The sequence below is a fragment of the Leeuwenhoekiella palythoae genome (genome assembly GCF_900130045.1).
Classification (GTDB): domain Bacteria; phylum Bacteroidota; class Bacteroidia; order Flavobacteriales; family Flavobacteriaceae; genus Leeuwenhoekiella; species Leeuwenhoekiella palythoae.
Genome location: NZ_FQXT01000004.1, coordinates 451,231 through 466,819, shown reverse-complemented (window position 1 = coordinate 466,819; position 15,589 = coordinate 451,231). Strand labels below are relative to the sequence as shown.

The 15,589-nt window shown below is 39.4% G+C and carries 18 protein-coding genes; 10 read left to right on the top strand and 8 right to left on the bottom strand.

Features of this window, described 5'->3' with window-relative positions; all coding sequences use genetic code 11:
• The first annotated feature begins 7 nt into the window (after positions 1-7).
• The 8 genes from BUA96_RS12500 (at position 8) to BUA96_RS12475 (ending at position 5,980) form a co-directional block, all read left to right on the top strand.
• Positions 8-655, top strand: coding sequence for a flavin reductase family protein (locus BUA96_RS12500; protein ID WP_072983559.1), 648 nt, complete (start codon positions 8-10; stop codon positions 653-655).
• The gene (locus BUA96_RS12495) at positions 645-803 is read left to right on the top strand and encodes a DUF2256 domain-containing protein (protein ID WP_072983557.1); all 159 of its coding nucleotides are present in this window, start codon (positions 645-647) and stop codon (positions 801-803) included. Before BUA96_RS12500 ends, BUA96_RS12495 begins: the two co-directional genes overlap by 11 nt.
• Positions 739-2,079: a DASH family cryptochrome gene (locus tag BUA96_RS12490; RefSeq protein ID WP_084673152.1), complete on the top strand. Its 1,341-nt coding sequence runs from the start codon at positions 739-741 to the stop codon at positions 2,077-2,079. The genes BUA96_RS12495 and BUA96_RS12490 overlap by 65 nt, the downstream gene beginning before the upstream one ends.
• A gap of 5 nt (positions 2,080-2,084) precedes the next feature.
• A complete protein-coding gene (locus BUA96_RS12485) occupies positions 2,085-3,623 on the top strand; it encodes a cryptochrome/photolyase family protein (protein ID WP_072983553.1) in 1,539 nt (512 codons plus the stop codon).
• Positions 3,624-3,708: 85 nt separating this feature from the next.
• A complete protein-coding gene (locus BUA96_RS17205) occupies positions 3,709-3,867 on the top strand; it encodes a lmo0937 family membrane protein (RefSeq protein ID WP_128755699.1) in 159 nt (52 codons plus the stop codon).
• A gap of 33 nt (positions 3,868-3,900) precedes the next feature.
• Entirely contained in the window at positions 3,901-4,038 is a 138-nt protein-coding gene (locus BUA96_RS17300) for a hypothetical protein (protein ID WP_164916932.1), read from the top strand.
• Positions 4,039-4,191: 153 nt separating this feature from the next.
• Positions 4,192-5,046 (top strand): aldo/keto reductase, encoded by an 855-nt coding sequence (locus BUA96_RS12480; protein ID WP_128755698.1) that lies wholly within the window; start codon positions 4,192-4,194, stop codon positions 5,044-5,046.
• Positions 5,047-5,221: 175 nt separating this feature from the next.
• On the top strand, positions 5,222-5,980 hold the full coding sequence (locus BUA96_RS12475; protein WP_072983551.1) for an SDR family oxidoreductase: 759 nt from the start codon (positions 5,222-5,224) through the stop codon (positions 5,978-5,980).
• A 30-nt stretch (positions 5,981-6,010) separates the two neighbouring features.
• On the opposite strand, the gene BUA96_RS12470 is transcribed toward BUA96_RS12475, so the two are convergent.
• From BUA96_RS12470 to nfsB, 3 genes are all read right to left on the bottom strand, one after another.
• Positions 6,011-7,843, bottom strand: a complete 1,833-nt coding sequence (locus tag BUA96_RS12470) for an ABC transporter ATP-binding protein (RefSeq protein WP_072983550.1) — start codon at positions 7,841-7,843, stop codon at positions 6,011-6,013.
• Between the two features lie 169 nt (positions 7,844-8,012).
• The gene (locus BUA96_RS12465; RefSeq protein ID WP_072983548.1) at positions 8,013-8,870 is read right to left on the bottom strand and encodes a DUF4437 domain-containing protein; all 858 of its coding nucleotides are present in this window, start codon (positions 8,868-8,870) and stop codon (positions 8,013-8,015) included.
• A gap of 10 nt (positions 8,871-8,880) precedes the next feature.
• Positions 8,881-9,540, bottom strand: a complete 660-nt coding sequence (nfsB, locus tag BUA96_RS12460; protein WP_072983546.1) for an oxygen-insensitive NAD(P)H nitroreductase — start codon at positions 9,538-9,540, stop codon at positions 8,881-8,883.
• 119 nt (positions 9,541-9,659) lie between these two features.
• Between nfsB and BUA96_RS12455 the strand changes: the two genes are divergently transcribed.
• Complete coding sequence (locus BUA96_RS12455; protein ID WP_072983881.1) at positions 9,660-9,995, top strand: winged helix-turn-helix transcriptional regulator; 336 nt, start codon at positions 9,660-9,662, stop codon at positions 9,993-9,995.
• A gap of 82 nt (positions 9,996-10,077) precedes the next feature.
• Here the strand turns inward: BUA96_RS12455 and porG are convergent, their stop codons facing one another.
• The 4 genes from porG to BUA96_RS12435 form a co-directional block, all read right to left on the bottom strand.
• On the bottom strand, positions 10,078-10,815 hold the full coding sequence (gene porG / locus BUA96_RS12450) for a type IX secretion system protein PorG (RefSeq protein WP_072983544.1): 738 nt from the start codon (positions 10,813-10,815) through the stop codon (positions 10,078-10,080).
• Positions 10,816-10,992: 177 nt separating this feature from the next.
• Positions 10,993-12,210, bottom strand: coding sequence for a multidrug effflux MFS transporter (locus BUA96_RS12445; RefSeq protein WP_072983542.1), 1,218 nt, complete (start codon positions 12,208-12,210; stop codon positions 10,993-10,995).
• A gap of 173 nt (positions 12,211-12,383) precedes the next feature.
• On the bottom strand, positions 12,384-12,599 hold the full coding sequence (locus tag BUA96_RS12440; protein ID WP_072983540.1) for a hypothetical protein: 216 nt from the start codon (positions 12,597-12,599) through the stop codon (positions 12,384-12,386).
• 129 nt (positions 12,600-12,728) lie between these two features.
• Entirely contained in the window at positions 12,729-13,442 is a 714-nt protein-coding gene (locus tag BUA96_RS12435) for a pirin family protein (RefSeq protein ID WP_072983538.1), read from the bottom strand.
• A gap of 148 nt (positions 13,443-13,590) precedes the next feature.
• Between BUA96_RS12435 and BUA96_RS12430 the strand changes: the two genes are divergently transcribed.
• The gene (locus tag BUA96_RS12430; RefSeq protein WP_072983536.1) at positions 13,591-14,310 is read left to right on the top strand and encodes a hypothetical protein; all 720 of its coding nucleotides are present in this window, start codon (positions 13,591-13,593) and stop codon (positions 14,308-14,310) included.
• Between the two features lie 84 nt (positions 14,311-14,394).
• Here BUA96_RS12430 and BUA96_RS12425 read toward each other — a convergent pair whose 3' ends face one another.
• Positions 14,395-15,543 carry an MFS transporter gene (locus tag BUA96_RS12425; RefSeq protein ID WP_072983535.1) on the bottom strand — a complete coding sequence of 383 codons (1,149 nt, stop codon included), beginning with the start codon at positions 15,541-15,543 and terminating at the stop codon, positions 14,395-14,397.
• Positions 15,544-15,589 lie beyond the last annotated feature (46 nt).

The following is a 15,589-nucleotide window of genomic DNA, read 5'->3' as shown; positions in this document are numbered from 1 at the left end:
TTTTTTTATGAGACATTACACAGCAGAACAGATAGCTGATATGCCGTCCCGATATCGTGCACATTTTATAAACAGTTGCACTGGCTTTAAATCGGCTAATCTCTTAGGAAGTATTTCAGAAGATGGCGTTTCTAATGTTGCCATTTTCAGTTCGGTTACGCACCTTGGGAGCAATCCACCGCTTCTGGGTTTTGTATTGCGTCCTACTTCCGTAGAGCGTAACACGTATGACAACCTCAAGAAGTCTGGTGTTTTTACGGTAAACCATGTCAATCAAAATTTCATTAAAGAAGCACATAAAACTTCAGCTAAATATGCCGGTAATGTTTCTGAATTTGACAAAACCTTACTTAACGAAGAATATCTTGACGATTTTAAAGCACCATACGTAAAGCAAAGCAGGATCAAATTGGGATGCGAATTTGAGAATGAGTATTTCATTAAAGAGAACAACTGTCATTTCATAATTGGCGCCATCAAGCACATTTATGTAGATCGCGAAATTCAAGCTGAAGATGGCTGGCTCAATCTTGAGCGTGCTCAAACAGTTTGCATTGATGGCTTAGATGGTTACGCGCTACCCCAGATTTTGAACAGGTTTACCTATGCGCAGCCTGATCAAGCCGTGAAATCAATTACCGATCTTGGCTCATAAAAAGGTAAATCTTCCTGAGAAAATTTGCGCAACCTGCGGAAAACCTTTCGCTTGGCGCAAAAAGTGGGCAAAAAACTGGGAAGATGTCAAATACTGCAGTGAACGCTGCAGACGAAATAAAAATACTAATGAATCTAGTTTGGTTTAGAAACGACTTACGCACCTTAGACAATATCAGTTTACAACAGGCTTGCTCTAATGACGCAGGCGTCGTTGCTGTGTATTGTTTTGATCCCAGACATTTTAAAATGGGTCCGTTTGGATTTAAAAAAACCGAACGCTTTCGTGCTCAATTTTTGATTGAAACCATTCAAGAACTGCACGAGGATCTCAGAAAGCTGAATATTACCTTATTGGTTTATTTAGAAAAACCGGAAGACGTAATACCGAAGCTGGCTGCAAAATATAAGGCAAGTCAGATCTATTATCAAAAAGAATGGACCGCTGAAGAAGTAGAGGTTCAACATAATGTGAAGGAGGCCTGCGAAGCTTCTGTGACTTTCACCGCAAATTATGACCAATTCTTAATCCATCCTGAAGATCTCCCTTATGACTCTTTTGAGGCAATCCCCAACGTGTTTACGCACTGGCGCAAAACCTGCGAAAAATCCCTCCATATCAGAAAATGTGTTGAACCGCAACAGCAGCCTAAAACAAATCTGATTGACGAGCCAACTGAGATCCCTAGTCTTAGCGACCTGGGACTAGAAGATTTTAAAATAGATAATCGCACAGCATTCCCTTTTAATGGCGGAACACAACAAGCTTCACAGCGCATTCAACAGTATTTCTGGGAATCAAAAAAACTTCAGGTGTATAAGAAGACCAGAAATGGTCTGGTGGGTACTGATTATAGTTCAAAACTTTCGGCGTGGCTTGCTAACGGCAGTGTTTCGGCAAGAATTATTTATTGGGAAATCAAAAAGTTTGAACGCGACGAGGCCAAGAATGACAGTACCTATTGGTTGTTTTTTGAACTGATGTGGCGGGATTTTTTCAAATATATTTCGCTTAAATACGGTAATTCGATTTTCAAGATCGGTGGTATTCTCAACAAAGACTACGATTGGCATAGCAACAAAGCAGCTCAAAAAGAATGGATCACTGGAAACACGAAATATGATTTTGTAAATGCCAATATGAAAGAAATTGCTGCAACGGGCTGGATGAGCAATCGGGGGCGACAAAATGTTGCCAGCTTTTGGGCGAAAGAACTTCAGCAAGATTGGCGCGTTGGTGCAGCATATTTTGAAAGTATGCTCATTGATTATGACGTGCACAGCAATTATGGAAATTGGATGTACAACAGCGGTGTGGGCAACGATCCGCGAGATCGAAAATTCAATATTCAAAGTCAGGCTGAGCGTTATGACAGCTCAGGTAAATACCAACGCCTTTGGCTAGAACCTTCTTTATTTGAGTGATCATTATGGCAAAAACACTACGTTTAATTTTAGGAGACCAACTCAATCAAAAGCATTCTTGGTATGATCAAGTGGATGACGACGTACTTTATTTTATGGCCGAAATGCGCCAGGAAACAGATTATGTCACCCATCATATTCAAAAAATTCTAGGATTTTTTTCCGCAATGCGGAATTTTTCGCAATGGCTTGAAGATCGCGGGCATAGCGTGATTTACTACAAATTAGATCATCCTGATAACACGCAGGACCTGACCAAAAACTTAAACCAACTTTTTAAAGCGCATCACATTGATCGTTTTGAATATCAACTTCCTGACGAGTATCGCCTTGATGAACAACTCAAAAATTTCTGTAACGATATAAGCCTCCAAACTCAGGCAGTTGACACCGAACATTTTTTAACCAGTCGCACAGATCTTGCTGACTTTTTTGAAGGAAAGAAGACCTTGACTATGGAGTATTTCTATCGTCATATGCGGAAGAAATACAATATCATGATGGTCAACGACAAAGATCCCGAAGGAGGAAAATGGAATTTTGACCACAGCAATCGCAAAAAGTGGAAAGGAGAACCTGAAATTCCGCCTGAGCGAGGTTTTCGCACAGATCTTTCAGAAATACATAAAATGGTCAAAGATGCCGGGATTAAAACCATAGGCAGCGTTGATGCTGAAAATTTCAACTGGCCTACCTCCCGCCCTGACGCGTTAAGTGTGCTCAATTATTTTTGCAGCAATCTACTGAAACATTTTGGAGATTATCAAGATGCGATGGATCCTGATCAGGCTTATTTATTTCATAGCAGACTGAGCTTTGCGATGAACAGCAAAATGCTTCATCCCCTTGAAGTGATCGAAAAAGTAATCAGCCATTGGCGTGAGCATAAAGAGGAAATTGACATCAGCCAAGTTGAAGGGTTTGTACGCCAAATCTTAGGCTGGCGCGAGTATATGCGTGGAATTTATTGGATGAAAATGCCCGGTTACCGCCGAAGCAACAAACTCGATAATCAGAACGAACTACCTGAATTTTACTGGACGGCAAAAACGAAAATGAATTGCCTACATCACGCCATTAAGCAAAGTTTAGAGCACGCGTATGCGCATCACATTCAGCGCTTGATGATCACTGGTAATTATGCTTTACTTACCCAAACTCATCCAGACGAAGTTGACGCTTGGTATCTTGGGATTTATATAGACGCTTTGGAGTGGGTAGAAATCACCAATACACGCGGCATGAGTCAATTTGCAGACGGCGGCATTGTTGCGACAAAACCCTATGTTTCCAGCGGAAGCTACATCAATAAAATGAGTAACTATTGCAGCTCTTGCCATTACAGCGTTTCAAAAAAAACCGGAGAAAAGGCGTGTCCTTTTAATAGTTTATATTGGAACTTCCTTCTGGAAAAGAAAGAACATTTTGAGAATAACCAACGTATGAATATGATGATGGGTATGCTGGAGAAAAAAGATCCTGATGAATTAGAACAACTTGTTAAACGCGCCCAAGAAATCATAAAGAACCCACAAAATTTCTAATCTCGGCGTTAATTCACTGTTAATCAAAAAACAAGTTCACCTTGAATCTGCTAATTTCATATCTCTAACCAATACTTATATAACGATGAGAGATATTATTTGGCTTATTGTAGTGATTTTAATCATTGGCTGGCTTGTAGGTTATTTCGGCTTTGCCGAATCTGTAGGTAGCTTGATTCACATTTTACTAGTGCTTGCGGTCATCGCGATCTTGTACAGACTAGCAACAGGCCGACGCTTATAAACAACCAAAATTTCTAACCTTAAAATTCAAAGTATGAAACGTATTTTTTTATTTCTATTTCTAGCCGGAGTTATGGGTACAACCTTACAAAGTTGTAGAGAATCTACCGGAGATAAAATTGAAGATGCAGCAGATGACATTGGTGATGCTGCTGAAGATGCAGTAGATTAATCTGTTGCATTAACAAGTTGAAAGCCGCACCTTTTGGTGTGGCTTTTTTTTATGCTTGATCTTCTAAAAACCCTTAACATACAGCAGTTAAGAAGGGTTAAAAGCTTCTTTACACAACAGGCTATTTATTAGTTTTAAAGTAAAATTGAAATTATGAGTATTACAACTGTAAATAAGGAAATCACCAACCTACAAGGAACTTGGGAATTAAGTAATGGCGTGCGTATGCCATATTTTGGGCTTGGAGTTTGGAAGGCCGAAGATGGCAAAGAAGTGATCAACGCGGTAAAATGGGCTTTAGCTGCCGGCTATAGACATATAGACACCGCAAAAGCTTATGACAATGAGGAAGGTGTAGGGAAAGCGATAAAAGAAAGTGGCATTCCACGTGAAGATATTTTCCTTACCAGTAAATTATGGAATAGTGATCAGGGCTATGAAGCCACATTAGAAGCTTTCGAAAAAACATTAAGCCGTTTAGATACAGATTATCTTGATCTCTACTTAATTCATTGGCCGGTTGAAGGTAAATATAAAGATACCTGGCGCGCGCTAGAAAAATTATATAAAGATGGAAAGATTAAAGCGATCGGAGTAAGTAATTTTTTAGAGCACCATCTTAAAGATCTTATGCAAGATGCAGAAATCAAACCTATGGTAGATCAATTAGAATTTCATCCTTGGCTAGTACAAAAAGATCTTCAGAAGTTCTGTAAGGAAAACGGAATTCAATACGAAGCTTGGTCTCCGCTAATGCAAGGAAAGGCTTTTAAAAATGAAACCTTGAAACAATTGGGTGAAAAATACAGTAAATCTCCGGCTCATATCGTCTTGCGTTGGGATTTACAAAATGGTGTAATTACTATTCCTAAATCTACTTCAAAAGACCATATTGAAAGCAACGCAGCCATATTTGATTTTGAATTAACCGAAGAAGATATGCAGACCATTAATGCGCTAGACAAGCACGAGCGTATTGGTCCGGATCCTGATAATTTTGATTTTTAATTAGAGAATAGACCTAATAGAATTAAACGCTTTGGCGTTACTCCTAAAAATTGAAAACCTCGCAACTGCGAGGTTTTTTAATTTATGTATTTATGCATAATCTGTATTTCCATCTAAAATTTGGGTATAGACTTTAGAGTCTTTGTAGTTTTGCCGGCAAATTGAGTTTGAAGTTATGTGGAATTTAGAAGGAAAAACTGCCTTGATCACAGGAGGCACTAAAGGAATAGGTAGAGCTACCGTTTTAGAATTTGCCAAACTAGGAGCAAAAGTCATTTTTACAGCGCGTGATGGAGCCGCAGTTACGGCTTTTCAGCAAGAACTGGGAGAAATGGGTTATATCGCTTCCGGGATGCAAGGTGACGTAACTTCTGAAGACGATCAAGACAAGCTTACCGATTTTGTTTTTCAGCGTAGCGGTTCCTTAGATATTTTAGTCAACAACGCCGGAATGAATATTCGCAAAGAAGCGATAATGTATGAGGTTGAAGAATACGAGCAAGTGATTAACACCAACCTGATCGCTCCGTTTGAATTAACTAGAAAATTCTTTGCACTTCTTAAACGATCAGGGAAAGCTTCAGTAATCAATGTGGCTTCGGTAGCAGCTTTGCAAGATGTAAAGAGCGGTGCGCCTTATGCGATGGCTAAAGCGGGAATTCTTCAACAAACCCGAAGTTTAGCCTCAGAATGGGCCGATAAAAATATCAGAGTCAATGCGATTTCCCCGTGGTATACCGAAACTCCTCTGGTAAAACCCATTATTGATCAAAAAGAGCGCTATGCAAAAATCGTAGAACGAACGCCATTAAACCGTTTTGCTCAACCCGAAGAAATCGCCAGTGCCATTGCTTTTTTGGCAATGGATAAAGCTTCTTACATTACTGGTCAGAACATCACCGCAGATGGTGGTTTAAGTGCTAATGCGCTTTAAGCCGAAAGTTTTTTAGACTAGCACAAGCTTTTATTTATAACCTTGTGCCTGCAACTCAAACAATTCTGCATACAAGCTAGGGGTTTGCATCAGTTGGTCGTGTGTTCCTAATTCTAGTATTTTACCATCTTTAAGTACCAGAATGCGATCTGCCATACGCACGGTACTAAAGCGGTGCGAAATAATAATACTCGTCTTGCCTTCGGTAAGTGCAATAAAACGTTCAAAAACCTCGTATTCTGCGCGCGCGTCTAAAGCCGAAATAGGCTCATCAAGTACCATCACTTGGGCATCTTTCATATACGCACGGGCAAGTGCTACTTTTTGCCATTGCCCGCCAGATAATTCTTGTCCGTCTTTAAAGCGTTTTCCCAGTTGGGTGTCATAACCTAGGCTTAGACCTTCGATCACTTCATTTGCCAGGCTCAAGCGTGCTGCTTCCTGAATGCGATTATCATCAGTTACCGAACCGATATCTCCAACAGCGATATTTTCGCGCAGCGTAAACTCATACCTGAAAAAATCTTGAAAAATCACACCAAACATTTGCTGATATTCGGCTTTATTATAGCGATTGATGTTGACTCCATCTAACAAGATCGCACCCTGAGTGGGCTCATAAAAGCGCAATAGTAATTTGATCAAAGTGGTTTTACCCGCCCCGTTTTGACCCACAAACGCCATTTTCTCTCCAGCTTTCAGTTGAAAACTTACGCCTTTTAAAACCTGATGCTCACTACCCGGATAGGAAAAATGTACATCTTGTATTTCAAAACCTTCGCGTACGACTTTGGGCAACGGAAGAGCGTTTTTGTGCTCATCAGGAATCTCTAAATCTATGAAATCAAAATAATCCTTGAGGTATAAAGCGCTTTGGGTGATGCGCGTAAAACTGGTAAAAAAGGATTGCAACGTATTCCTCAAGCGATTAAAAGAAGCCGATAAAAAGGTAAGCTCACCCACGGTAATCGTCCCTTCTAAAACACTTTTGATGATCACTAAATAAGCCGCGTAATAACACACCACACCCAGCACGTTAAAAATGGCGCTGTAAATACTGCGTTTGACGGTAAGCTTTTTATTGATCTGATAATACTGCTGGCTAAGCGTTTTAAATCTGTTGGCAATAAAATCTGTCAACCCAAAGAGCTTGATCTCTTTGGCGGTTTTATCATTAGCACCTATATAGCGCAAATAGTCTAGTTCGCGGCGTTCGGTCGTCCAACTTCTGGATAGCGAATATTGTTGACCGCTGAACCTAATTTCATTAATAAATAACGGAATAATGCTTAGCGCCAATAAAATGATCAATAACGGCTGAAAATAAATAAGACCTGCGATTAATGTGGCGATCGAGATCAAACTTTGCAGCTGTCCTAGGGCTAAACTCATTAAACCCACGCGCCCTTGTGTTTGCTGGCGTGCACGCTCTAATTTGTCGTAAAACTCAGAATCTTCAAGATGCACCATATCGATCTTGCTGGTTTTACGTATCATTTTTTCTGAAGAAACGATGTTGTACTGATCTCCCAGTAATCCGTCTGTGATGGCTATGACTCGGTTGATAATATCTGCAATAATCGTTACACCAAATTCGATCAAAACATAATTCCAGAGCGTGGTATAGTCTGGCGAAGTTGCAGCGACCTGTGCGATGATCTCATCTATAATCAACTTGCCCACCCACAAAATCACCACAGGCGCAAAAGCATTGATGAGTCTGCTTAAAAGATTAAGCGTAAATAGCAGCGGACTCACCTGCCCTATTTCTTTAAAAAATCTGGGAATAAAACGTAACGCCTGAAAGGATGCGCGTACGTTAGTTTTTTTTGAGTCGTTAATGCTGTCTAACCGTCTTGCCATTACGCAAAGATACTTTCTTAGTTATTGAGGGTCGTGGTCTCATACTTAAAAAGCGGTATATTTAATGGTAACAATTTCAGTTAGAATGAAAAAATAGCGGGTAAGAACTAAACCTTAATTTTGCTCTTATCCGCTATATGTTCCATTCGTTGCTTATGGGAATCTGACTTTATTCAATTTTAATTTTGTCGCTAGACCTTATGTAAATTAAAGTGTCTTCAGGTGTTGAAATATCGTGAACACTATTTCCTGTTGATTCAAAATAACTTCCAGCGTCTAAATTTATTACAGAATCTGTATCAGGCATTTTATAATCAACATTTCCACCTATAATTACTCCATAAAAAATAGTACCTCTACTATAAATTTTTCCTCTAAAATGTTCAGGTAGTTTCACTAGAACGCCACAAATATCTTCTGCATTTTTCCATAAAAAACTAATTTTTGATTGGTTATCGCCTGAAATCCAATTTGTTTGGGTATTGTCAAGCCATACCATATTAGAGGCATCAATATTAACTGGGCGTTCCCCGTTATCAAAAGACTCATTTGTTGGTTTTACTAAGTATGGACCGTTATCGATCTCGATATACGCCATGGTTTCTTCTCCTTTAGCAGACGTAATATGTGGTTCACCAGCCGGTTGTGTCCAGAATGAGCCAACAGGCATCCACATATTTTCTGCTTTTGGGTCATCATTGTGTATTAATCCTTTCATCACAATGGCACGATATGTTACATTATGAATGTGTGCGGGTGATGAAAATCCATCTATAAATTTCCCAATATATCCAGTTGAGACCTCAGCTTTTCTATCTCCCCAAATTGTTCCGGCCAGAGGGCTTTGATCACCTCGTGCAGGATTCATCTTCTCCCATAGAATATCAGAACTTAAACCAACTTTATTTGTTGGGTTTTTTATAATTTCAGAAATAGTATTTTCTGTCGTTTTTTCTTCTGATTTTGGATTGTCACAAGAGAAAATTAATCCTACAAAAAGAATTAAATAGAAGTTTGACTGAATCATTATTAGAAGTTTAGATTACAGTGATAATTTCACTTTCAGGCAATCTTGATTTTGGTGTCTTTTCAGTAGCATTAAAATCAGATTCAGCTCTATAACCTATGGATACCGCAACTAAAGAAGTATATCCTTTTTCTCTTAAACCAAATTCTTCATCTAAGGCTTTTACATCAATACCTTCCATGGGAGTAGCATCTATTCCAAGTGCAGCTACGCCTAATAAAAAGCTTCCTATGTTTAGATAAACTTGCTTTTCCATCCAATGATTTAAGTCTTTCAAGTCATATTTATGAATTCCTGCAAATGTCTTTACAGCACCTAAAAATCCATTTTTTATATCTTCATTTGGAAACCTCCCGCTTTTATCATCTGTATCAGCGATATGTTGATAATATTTATCATCAGCATCAATTTTTGAACAAAACAGTATAACTGCCGATGCGTTTACAATTTTTGGTTCATTAAAATGAAAAAAGCCTTGTGTCCCTGTTGCTATTCGTTCTTTTCCCTCTTTCGATTCAGCAATTATAAAATGCCAAGGTTGTAAGTTGACGCTTGAAGGACTCATTCGTAATAGATTTTTCACCTGCCTCATATCTGATTCAGATATAGTTTTATTTGGGTCAAATTCCTTGGTTGTGTATCTCCAGTCTAGTGTTTCTTTTAAGTTCATTTTCTAATGTTTAGATTATACTATAATTTTTATAGTTGCAAAATTATGTATAGCATAATATCTTTGCAATAACGGTCAAAAATGATAGTACTAATTATATGGAAAAAGCAGATGCAAAAATGATTACTTTCAGAGGTAACGAATACCCTTGTTGTGCAAGCTTAACGATGGGAATTATTGGTGGAAAATGGAAAACGGTGATCCTCTTCCATCTAATAAATAAAAAATTAAGGTATAACGAATTGAGAAAATCAATGCCTACGGTTACCGAAAGAACCTTGAGTCTACAACTAAAAGCGTTAGAGGAAGATGGCCTGATCAAAAGAAAAGTTTATACATCAAAACCACCTTTAAAAGTCGAATATTCCTTAACTGATTTTGGTAAAACTCTAATTCCTTTAATACAATCTATTGCTGACTGGGGCGATTTTGTAATTGAAGAATACGCCAAGTAGTGGTTTAGATTAGCTAATTGCAAACACTAGAACACTATAACTACTCTGGTTATTTTTAGCTTTTGAAGAAGTCATTAACCGATTACAATGTACAATCACAATACGCGTCACTACCTTTACCTATGCGATACGTCAGGGTAATGCCTATGTAGGTGTACCAATCATTATTTGCAAAATTAGGAAGTTGGTTAGGCTCTAAACGCGGTTCATCAGGATGACTTCCATCAAAATTATCTGAAGTGGTATAGCGAGGAGCTAACTCTAAGCCCAACATAAATTTACTACCCACAAACGTTTTTAATCCGGCGCCAAAAGGCACTACCAGACGCGTACTTGTACCGTATTTTTCAGCAGCTACATCTTCAAATCCCGCCGAAAGCGGGTAATACAATTCATCGCCATAAGCTGCTCCTATACCTCCAAAAACATAAAAATCAATGGGGTTTCTTGAATTATTAAAGAATGAAAACGGTGTATACTCTATACCTGCGGTAAGCTCTATATGACTGTTCTCAAAGGAGTAAAATAGGGATTGCCCTCTTCCATTAGCTCGGTATTCATCGCCGGCATTGCGATCATCTGCATACAGCGTCATATAGGTCAACGTAGCACGAGCACTCAGCTTTTCATTAAAGTTCATTTTTCCTATAAGTCCAAAAAACGCGCGATTAGGCGCAATCGCTTTCTTTTTGCCCACCTCCCCATAATAATTCACTCCACCCAAATAAAGACCGAAATCATAACTTTTTTCTTGCGCAAGCACAGGCAATGTCACAAAAAGTAAAATGAGAATTAGAGGAAGTGCTTTTTTTGAATTCATAAGTTAGTTTTTAAAATGGGTGAGCTACCTAAAGAGCCTTTTTAGCAGACTTTTAATTTTAGGTTTTAAAATACTAACAAATAAGTTTCTAGCGAAACCAAAACTTTCTTAATAGTTGAGAGGAGCAGAATTTCAGACAAGCGCTTCGGTAATTCTTAAAATGCTTCGGTTTATGAATTAAGAAGTTTGCAAAGCATAAGTTTTACGTCTGTTGAGATAATATAGCACCAACGCCAAACTGCATAACGCACTTCCGAATAAAATGTAGAGTAACGGCTTGACGCTTTCGGTCACTAGTTGAGCAACTAAAATACTGGCTACAGAACCAAAGATCATCCCAATACTTCCTATTAATGCCGAAGCGCTTCCGGCTTGTTTCGTGAAAGGATCTAAAGATAAAGCGGTCACGTTAGGGTTTTGAAAACCGATCAAAAAGAGCATCATAAACAGGAAAGGATACACCACCCAAAAATTGATTAAGTTTAGAAAACTTATCCCCAAACCACAGGCTGTGAGTATACTCAAGGCTACACAGGTAGTGACGGTAATTTGCAATAGTGAAAAGCGTTTTAAGGCCAAACGGTTGATCTGACTTCCCAGAATTAAACCTAAGGCATTACTCCCAAAGACCCACCCAAACTGCTGCTCACTCAGTTCAAAAAATTCGATAAAAATAAAGGGAGCGCTGCTCACATAGCTCAGTAAACATCCCATAGTAAAGCCTCGTGTGATCGCAAAAATAAAGAACTCTCTGTTGCGTAAAATAGAAAGGTATTCTAGAATAATATTCTTAGGACGTAAGCTGGTACTGCGGTTAGGCGCTGCGCTTTCAGGAAGTACAAATGTGATAAGCAGCAGCATCAAAATGGCAAATACCGCAAGAATATAAAACACAGCTTCCCAGTCAAAAGCACCAATGACGATACCTCCTACCGTAGGCGCAATTATAGGCGCAACTCCCATAATCAACATCAGGGTCGAAAGCACATCTGCAACTTGTTTTTTCTCAAACAAATCTCTTACGATCGCTTTAGAAGCAACCATTCCGGCGCAGCCTCCCAAGGCCATAAAAAAGCGGGCAGCGATCAAAATGTTGAGATTCCAGCTGAAGGCACACAGCAATGCAGTAACCGTAAATAAAATCAAACCACCTATTAGCGGTCTTCTTCTACCAAAACGATCCATTAAAGGTCCATAGGCTAATTGCCCCAATGCGATCCCGATGAGATAGCTGGTAAGCGTAAGACCTACTTTGCTGATGTCTACCCCAAAATCATCGGCTACGTTTCCAAAACCGGGCAGATACATATCAATAGAAAACGGACCAATAGCTATTAGCGTTCCAAGAATGAGTATGATTAAATTGCGGGAAGAAGTTGTAAAGCGTTTTGTCATAACCTGATTCTAAAGTGCAAAATTAACCTATGTAAAAGCAAAAAACCGGCACGCTTGTGTTATTAAAATTGTAAATCCCTTGCGGATTTCTTAAGGTAACGATGTATTTTTTTAAGGCTCTAACAGTGCCAATAAAAAAGTGCGATACTGTTTTGTATCGCACTTTTAGAAAATCAAGTATTGATCTGACTTTTTGTATCTGAAGAAGCCCAAAGCTCATTAGTATACTCCGGTGGAGACTGATGCTCAATGACCACATATTCATCACTGGCTTTAAATTTTTCAAGCAACTCTTGGTTGACGTGAATAGGAATTTGTAGTCCCGGATATTTCAAGGCAAACAGTTCTCCTTTTTGTCCTACTAACTCTAACTTAATTGGTGTTTCCATAGATTAAAGGTTTAATTAATAGTTTCAACAAAATTAATAAGTAAATCCGCTCAGGTCAAGACCATGAGACATTGGCAGTACCAACAAAATATCAGTCTTAATCACACGGTCAATGCAGGCATTTTTTATCTAAACGCGTAAAGGCACTTCCATTAAAAGCACCGAAGCCTGCTCGCTTGCTTTAAGGGTGATCGACTGCGTTTCAAAAATCCCCAAGCCGTCACGGCGTTCTAACTTTTCGTCTGCTACTTCAACGCTTCCTTCTAAAACGAATAGATATAGTCCGTTTGACACTAGATTGAAATCATAAGTAACCGCTTTATCAGCATCAAGATCTACCATATTAAACCAAGCGTCTTGATGAATCCACACACCTGCATCCTCTTTGTTGGGCGAAAGCACTTGCTGCAGTTTATTTTTACGATCCTCTTTTTTCAAGGTTATTTGATCATATCGTGGCTCAACATTTTGCGTATGCGGAATGACCCAAATCTGTAAAAAACGAACTTCCTCGTCCTTATTTTTGTTATATTCTGAATGTTGCACGCCGGTCCCGGCGCTCATAACCTGAATATCTCCTTCTTTGATCACGGTAGTATTCCCCATACTATCTTGATGCTCCAAGTCACCCGATAAAGGAATCGAAATGATTTCCATATTTTGATGCGGATGCGTTCCAAAGCCCATACCGCCGCTTACTTTATCATCATTCAACACGCGCAGTACACCAAAGTTCATACGCTGCGGATCATAATAATTTGCAAAGCTAAATGTGTGTTTACTATGCAACCAACCGTGGTTAGCATCTCCTCGAGTTTCAGATCTATGCAGTATTTTTTTCATACAAATTCATTTGTTTTAACAGTCGTAAAATACACTCAGACTTACACTTTGCAAGCCCCAGACAATCATAAAATCTTTCTAAAATGCGCGCTCTAAACAATAAGCTTTGTACTTTTAAAACGATGAACAATCCTATTAAGACTAATCCATGAAAAAAATTCTATTCCTTACCGGTTTAAGCCTAAGTCTGTTTGCCTGTAAAAACGAATCTCAAGAAACCACAGCGCAGCCGCCGGTAGTGAATACAGAAGAGCTTGCCGAAAAAGACCGCACTCCTGAAGAGGAGATCGCTTATAAAATCGCCGAAGCAAACGGCTTGAAAAACTGGAAATCAGTTACTGAAGTACAATTCACCTTCAATGTAGATCGTGGTGACAGCCATTTTGAACGCGCTTGGAAATGGAATCCGCAAACTATGGATGTAACGATGCGCAGTGATAAGGACACGGTTTCTTTCAATCGAAAAGAAGTAGATAGCCTCTCTATGGATGCAGACAAAGGCTTTATCAACGATGCCTATTGGTTACTCGCTCCTATGCATTTGGTTTGGGATGAAGGCACAACACTAACAGTTCAGGATACGGCGACCGCTCCTATGAGCCAACAAAAATTAAGTAAGATCACACTTACCTACAATGGCGAAAAAGGCGGTTATACGCCGGGTGATGCTTACGATTTCTTTTATGATGATGAGTTTATGGTTAGAGAATGGATTTACCGCCGCGGAAACGTTTCAGAATATTCTATGGTAACCACTTGGGAAGATTATAAAGATTACAAAGGAATCAAGATCGCTGCAGATCATAAAGCGCCCGAAGATGCAGTTCATCTGTATTTTACAGATATCGCTGTAAAAACCGAAGAGTAATAGAATTAAGTGTTAGAAATTCCAAGACGCAGACTTTCTTTAGATAGTTTTACTAAATACCAAGCCCGTGCTGTACGGGCTTTTTTAATTGCGTTTTAAGCGTACAGCAATGAGCCCGGCTAATGCGGTAAAACAAAGCAAAGCACTAAAACTGCCTTTTAAGCTGAAGGTTTCCGCCAGAAACCCAAGAAAAACCGGACCTAAAAGCAGGCCTACAAAGCCGGTACCAGCGATAAAACTTATGCCTTCTTCTGCACGTATTCCTTTTAAATTTCCGCTGTATCTAAACAACTCCGGCACCACAATTGAAAGTCCAAGCCCTACAGCTCCAAAACCCAGTAATGCGTAAATAGTACTTCCGCTGAGGATAATTCCAAAACCTATTGCTGCTATAAAAGAACCTACAATGATGATCAGACGCGATCCGTAAGATGCGCTGATCGCATCTCCAAAAAAACGGCCAATAGCCATTGTTCCGTTAAAAATAGTATATCCTAAGCCCGCCAATGCTGCGCTTGCCAAAGTTACCTGCTCCATATACAATGCGCTCCAATCTACGATCGCTCCCTCTGCGGCCATTACTAAAAAGCCTATTAATGCTAAACCTACTAAGGGTCGCAAATTCTTCAGTTTAAAGCTTGAGGTCTCTTCGTGTGCTGCTGCTTTGATCGAAAAATAGTGTTTGCATAAAAGCAAATTGATTAGAATCAACAGGGCGCTTACACCGGCTATGTGCCACTTTGGTAAAGCGATGTACGGCATCAGCAAACTGCCTAATCCGGCACCCAGCATTCCGCCTAAACTGAAAAACCCGTGAGAAACCGACATAAAATGCACTTCGTCGCGACGCTCGATTTCGGTGACTAAAGTATTTATTGTCACATCAAGCAATCCGGAAAAAATACCTACTCCAAACAATGAGGCACACAAAAGCACATAGGTGCTCGCTAAAAATGGCTGTATGATCAACACACAAAAGCCGATTACCGCAAACAAAACCGCTTTTCCTAGACCTATGTTTTTGATAAATCGGGGTACAAAAGGGATGGTACATAAGGTTCCTAAAGCCATAAAAAACACCGCAAAGCCGAGTTCGCCTTCAGACAACTGCAACTTGGCTGTTATTTTAGGAATATAGATCGCCCAAGTCCCGTAAAGAATATTCAGGGTGGCAAACAAAAAAACCGGAGTAAAATACCGTAGATTACTAAAAACCAGACGCAACGAATTCATAAAACCTCAATTGAAATCAACTCCAAAATAACATAAAATAATTGGG

Bases quoted from the DNA above. Each gene is read 5' to 3' on its own strand.
- BUA96_RS12500 (WP_072983559.1), top strand. From the start codon at position 8: ATGAGACATTACACAGCAGAACAGATAGCTGATATGCCGTCCCGATAT.
- BUA96_RS12490 (WP_084673152.1), top strand. From the start codon at position 739: ATGTCAAATACTGCAGTGAACGCTGCAGACGAAATAAAAATACTAATG.
- BUA96_RS12485 (WP_072983553.1), top strand. From the start codon at position 2,085: ATGGCAAAAACACTACGTTTAATTTTAGGAGACCAACTCAATCAAAAG.
- BUA96_RS17205 (WP_128755699.1), top strand. From the start codon at position 3,709: ATGAGAGATATTATTTGGCTTATTGTAGTGATTTTAATCATTGGCTGG.
- BUA96_RS17300 (WP_164916932.1), top strand. From the start codon at position 3,901: ATGAAACGTATTTTTTTATTTCTATTTCTAGCCGGAGTTATGGGTACA.
- BUA96_RS12480 (WP_128755698.1), top strand. From the start codon at position 4,192: ATGAGTATTACAACTGTAAATAAGGAAATCACCAACCTACAAGGAACT.
- BUA96_RS12475 (WP_072983551.1), top strand. From the start codon at position 5,222: ATGTGGAATTTAGAAGGAAAAACTGCCTTGATCACAGGAGGCACTAAA.
- BUA96_RS12470 (WP_072983550.1), bottom strand. From the start codon at position 7,843: ATGGCAAGACGGTTAGACAGCATTAACGACTCAAAAAAAACTAACGTA.
- BUA96_RS12465 (WP_072983548.1), bottom strand. From the start codon at position 8,870: ATGATTCAGTCAAACTTCTATTTAATTCTTTTTGTAGGATTAATTTTC.
- nfsB (WP_072983546.1), bottom strand. From the start codon at position 9,540: ATGAACTTAAAAGAAACACTAGACTGGAGATACACAACCAAGGAATTT.
- BUA96_RS12455 (WP_072983881.1), top strand. From the start codon at position 9,660: ATGATTACTTTCAGAGGTAACGAATACCCTTGTTGTGCAAGCTTAACG.
- porG (WP_072983544.1), bottom strand. From the start codon at position 10,815: ATGAATTCAAAAAAAGCACTTCCTCTAATTCTCATTTTACTTTTTGTG.
- BUA96_RS12445 (WP_072983542.1), bottom strand. From the start codon at position 12,210: ATGACAAAACGCTTTACAACTTCTTCCCGCAATTTAATCATACTCATT.
- BUA96_RS12440 (WP_072983540.1), bottom strand. From the start codon at position 12,599: ATGGAAACACCAATTAAGTTAGAGTTAGTAGGACAAAAAGGAGAACTG.
- BUA96_RS12435 (WP_072983538.1), bottom strand. From the start codon at position 13,442: ATGAAAAAAATACTGCATAGATCTGAAACTCGAGGAGATGCTAACCAC.
- BUA96_RS12430 (WP_072983536.1), top strand. From the start codon at position 13,591: ATGAAAAAAATTCTATTCCTTACCGGTTTAAGCCTAAGTCTGTTTGCC.
- BUA96_RS12425 (WP_072983535.1), bottom strand. From the start codon at position 15,543: ATGAATTCGTTGCGTCTGGTTTTTAGTAATCTACGGTATTTTACTCCG.